Annotated in this window: 6 protein-coding genes; 3 read left to right on the plus strand and 3 right to left on the minus strand. The window is 30.8% G+C overall.

The features are described from left to right. The 3 genes from B4E95_RS10305 to B4E95_RS10315 all read left to right on the plus strand — a co-directional run. On the plus strand, positions 1 to 445 hold a 445-nt coding region (locus B4E95_RS10305), incomplete at its 5' end, for a lyase family protein (protein ID WP_291091427.1). Between the two features lie 130 nt (positions 446 to 575). Next, on the plus strand, positions 576 to 1010 hold the full coding sequence (locus B4E95_RS10310; RefSeq protein WP_038334185.1) for an antitoxin Xre/MbcA/ParS toxin-binding domain-containing protein: 435 nt from the start codon (positions 576 to 578) through the stop codon (positions 1008 to 1010). Between the two features lie 2 nt (positions 1011 to 1012). Beyond that, positions 1013 to 1441: an RES family NAD+ phosphorylase gene (locus B4E95_RS10315; protein WP_286494819.1), complete on the plus strand. Its 429-nt coding sequence runs from the start codon at positions 1013 to 1015 to the stop codon at positions 1439 to 1441. A gap of 60 nt (positions 1442 to 1501) precedes the next feature. Here B4E95_RS10315 and B4E95_RS10320 read toward each other — a convergent pair whose 3' ends face one another. The 3 genes from B4E95_RS10320 to B4E95_RS13155 form a co-directional block, all read right to left on the minus strand. After that, a complete protein-coding gene (locus tag B4E95_RS10320; protein ID WP_291091428.1) occupies positions 1502 to 3904 on the minus strand; it encodes a heavy metal translocating P-type ATPase in 2403 nt (800 codons plus the stop codon). A gap of 119 nt (positions 3905 to 4023) precedes the next feature. Continuing rightward, positions 4024 to 4281, minus strand: coding sequence for a hypothetical protein (locus B4E95_RS10325; RefSeq protein ID WP_291074461.1), 258 nt, complete (start codon positions 4279 to 4281; stop codon positions 4024 to 4026). A gap of 163 nt (positions 4282 to 4444) precedes the next feature. Further along, positions 4445 to 4591 (minus strand): sigma 54-interacting transcriptional regulator, encoded by a 147-nt coding sequence (locus B4E95_RS13155; protein WP_407933548.1) that lies wholly within the window; start codon positions 4589 to 4591, stop codon positions 4445 to 4447. Positions 4592 to 4678: the final 87 nt, after the last annotated feature.

Genomic DNA, 4678 nt, shown 5'->3' on the forward strand with positions numbered 1-4678 from the left:
ATCTTCTATCATGCCAGGTAAAGTAAATCCTACCCAATGTGAGGCTTTAACAATGGTTGCTGCTCAAGTTATGGGTAACGATGTTGCGATTACAATTGGAGGAACTCAAGGTCATTACGAATTGAATGTTTTCAAACCAGTTATGGCTGCAAACTTCTTACAATCTGCACGTTTATTAGGAGATGCTTGTGTGTCTTTTGACGAGCATTGTGCGCAAGGTATCGAGCCAAATTATAATCGTATCAAAGAATTAGTTGATAATTCATTAATGTTAGTTACAGCGCTTAATACAAAAATTGGTTACTACAAAGCTGCAGAAATTGCTCAAACAGCTCACAAAAACAACTCAACGTTAAAAGAAACTGCTATTGCATTAGGATATGTAACTGCTGAAGAATTTGATGAATGGGTTAAACCAGAAGATATGGTTGGTTCTTTGAAATAAGAAATTTTAAATCATTATATCACAAAGAGGTTACTTAGGTAACCTCTTTTTTTTGTTAAATTTATTTAAATTTGAGAAAAAGTTCCTTTCTTAAGAGGAAAAATTGTAACTTTAGTAAAAGTTTAAAATTATGGCAACTGTTAAACTAAAAAAATACGAACAAATCATAAATGAAATCCCTGAAGTAAGAGATTTTACGAGTGTTTATTTTTATGTAAATCGTTATAATATTGATCAAAAATATATTCAATATCTTGATGAATTATCAACGTTAAAAGACGAAATAATCTCAAGTTGGTTAAATATCACAACGCGTACATACAGAAATTATAAAACGAAAGATGTTTCTCTAAAAGATAATACAAAAGAGCATATTGTTTTATTGATTTCTTTATACAAACACGGTTTGGAGGTTTTCAATACAAAAGATGATTTCGAGAAATGGTTAACGACGCCTAATGTTTTGTTAGATAAAAAATCGCCAGCAGATTTTCTTGATACAGTTTCAGGTCTGAAATTTATCGATAATCGTTTGACTGCGATAGAATACGGAGAAAACGTCTAACAATGTTAGTTTACAATATTCGTAAAGCGAGATATTCAAAATCATTACAAGCTTCTGGAGTTGCCAACAGATGGAATAAAAATGATGAATTTGTTATTTATGCAGGAAGTTCTCGCGCGCTTTCAACCTTAAAATTGGTGGTGCATAGAAGTTCTATTAGCATTGATAACTCGTACAAATTATTAGTGATAGAAATTGATTGCGAAGAAGATGAAATTTATGAAATTAAAAAGTCTAAATTACCTAAGAATTGGCAATCTGTAGAGGCTTATCCCGAGTTACAAGAGATTGGTTCTGCTTGGTATCAGGATTTTAAATATTTGGTTATCAAAGTTCCATCGTCAATCATTCCAAAAGAATATAATTATTTAATCAATACAAAACATCCTGATTTTTCTTCAAAGGTTAAAATCAAAGAATTAGAAGATTAAAATCGACTAAATATTTAGCCGATTTTTTTATGAATATTTTAAAGTTTTTTTAAATCTTTTTTAAATCTTTTTATACTTTAACAATAAACTATTTGTTACAACACTTACACTACTCAAAGCCATTGCAGCACCAGCAATCATAGGATCTAACAAAAATCCGTTAATTGGATAAAGCACTCCAGCAGCGATTGGAATTCCTATTACATTGTAAATAAATGCCCAAAATAAATTTTGATGAATTGTTTTGACCGTTTGCGTAGATAAATTAATTGCATGATCGATTTTTGTCAAATCTCCGCCAATCAAGGTAACTTCTGCCACATCAATCGCAATATCAGAACCATTTCCCATCGCAATCGAAACATCCGCCTGAGCCAACGCTGCACTGTCGTTAATTCCATCACCAATCATTGCGACAACTTTTCCTTTTTGTTGCAAGTCTTTGATAATATTCATTTTATCATTTGGCAAAGCATTTGCGACAACTTGATCAATTCCGACTTGTTTTGCAATTGCATTTGCAGAAAATTCGTTGTCACCAGTTACCATCCAAACTTCTATTCCTTTTTCGTGAAAAGCTTTAATAGCTTCAACAGAAGTTGTTTTTATTTCATCAGAAATTCCAATTAATCCCAAAACTTTTTCATCATTTCCAAAGAAAGAAGTTGTATAATTTTTAGTCGAAAAATCTTGAATAGCTTGTTTTACATTTTCATTAATTTGAATATTTAATTCAGTAATCCAACTTGTTTTTCCAACATAATAAACGTTATTTAAAATATTAGCTTTCAATCCTTTTCCAGATACATCTTCAATTTTTAGTTCAGGTAAAATATCTTGCTTACCAATATGTTCTGTAATCGCTTTTGCCAAAGGATGTTGCGAATTATTTTCGATTGTGTAAAGTATATTTTTAGCAGAATCATCAAACCAAACCAATTCTTGAACTTTCGGTTTTCCTTCGGTAATTGTTCCTGTTTTATCTAAAATAATTGTATCAATTTTCTTCGCTAATTCTAAACTCTCGGCATTTTTGATTAAAATTCCTTGCTCAGCACCTTTTCCCATTCCAACCATAATTGCAGTTGGGGTTGCTAAACCAAGCGCACACGGACAAGCAATAACCAAAACGGTAATCATCGATAAAAGAGCCATTGTTAAGGCATTTTCTTGACCTAAAACTAACCAAGTAATAAAAGTTAAAATTGCTATGATAATTACAATCGGAACAAAAACACCTGCAATTTTGTCTACCAATTGTTGAACTGGCGCTTTACTTCCTTGTGCATTTTTAACCGATTGAATAATTTGAGCCAAAAGTGTATCATTCCCTACTTTCAAGGCTTTATATTGAATAGGAGAGTTTTGGTTTAAAGTTCCTGAAAAAACATTCGCATCAATTCCTTTTTCGACTGGAATTGGTTCTCCTGTCAATGAACTTTCATCGATAAAAGATTCTCCCGAAACAATAATTCCATCAACCGCAATTTTATCTCCAGGTTTTGCAACAATCAAATCTCCAATTTGTACATCTTCAATTTTCACTTCAACTTGATTTCCATCTTTTACAACCGACACAGTATTAGGTTGTAATCCGATTAATTTCTTGATCGCTTCGGAAGTATTTCCTTTCGCACGTTCTTCAATCAATTTACCAATCAAGATAAAAACGATGATTAAACCAGCAGCTTCAAAATAAGGATGTGCGTGCAAACCTTTGCTATGCCAATATTCTGGAAACAATGTATTGAAAACGCTAAAAATATAAGCAACACTAGTACTTAGCGCGACTAAAGTGTCCATATTAGCCGATTTATTTTTCAGTTGTTTCCAAGCACCGACGAAAAATTGTTGCCCAAAAATGAAAAGAATTGGCGTAGAAAGTGCCCACATAATGTAATTTCCGTAAGGCATATCCATAAAAAACATTCCGATAATAAATAAAGGAATTCCAAAAATTAAAGCCCAAATCACTTTATTTTTCAGCGTTTTATACTTTTCTTCGTGAAGTTGTTCTATTTCTTCATCTTGATTTTTAGACTCATCAATCACCAAATCATATCCTACTTCTACCAAAGCATTTTTCAAATTTTCTGGAGAAACAAGAGTAGGAATATACTCGATTTTTCCCATTCCATTTCCATAATTCACTTCTGCATTTACGACACCCAACTGACGATTAAGATTCGCTTGAGAACTACTCGCACACGAAGCACACGTCATATTGAGAACGGGATACGACTTTTCAACAGAATCTATTTTGAAGTTATTTTGCTTTAAAGTTTCATAGATTTTAGGGGAAACTTTCCATAATTTTTTTGCCGAAACATTAATAGTTTTAGCATCTAAATTCACAGTATATTCATCAAGATTTTCTATTTCAGAAAGTAATTTATTGATTAATTCAACATCTTTTTCTGAATTCAAATTGGTAATCGGTATAGTAAGTGTTTGTGCATTCATAAGAGTAATTTTATAGGACAAATTTCCAAAGATTTTGGCAAGAAAATATTATATAATTAGAGGTTAAAGTTACACTTTTTACCAATTACTTTAAAATGATATTAAAACGTTTTACGCCATCATATTGTTGATAATACAAATAATTTGTGCGCTTCTATAATGTTTTTAGAAAGTGTCAAACCAATTCCTGCGCCGTCTTTTCGCGTTGTATAAAAAGGTAAAAAATATTTTGGAAATGATTTCTTCATCAATAAATTGTCCATAATCTTGAATAATAATTTGCAATCGATTATCAGTTTGTTGATTAAGTTAATCAAAACTTGTTCAAACAAAAAACTTTCATCGATAAAAGATTCTTCGATCAATTTAAACTTCAATATTTTGCGGTATTAAATTCTGAAATACAATAATCTACAATTTTATTTCGTTCTATTTCATTCAAATTATTTAAATTATCAGTAATTTTTTGAGGAATAAATTTTGTGAAACTTCAAGATTCGCATTCGTAGCAACAATTATACGAACATCAACTTTTCTTGGTTAACTTTCTCCCAAACGAATAATTTCTTTATTCTGTATGACTTGTAAAAGTTTTGCTTGCAAATGATTTGGTAAATTTCCAATTTTATCTAAAAAAAATGTTCCATTTATGGGAATTGATTTTGGTTTTTTGGATATGATGAAAATTCAATTGAAAGAAGGAAGAGATTTAAATTTAATGATTTCCTCCGATACAATTTCGAATGTATTAATAAATGAAACCGAAAAAAAAAA

The organism is Empedobacter sp. UBA7494 (genome assembly GCF_002478465.1).
Classification (GTDB): domain Bacteria; phylum Bacteroidota; class Bacteroidia; order Flavobacteriales; family Weeksellaceae; genus Empedobacter; species Empedobacter falsenii_B.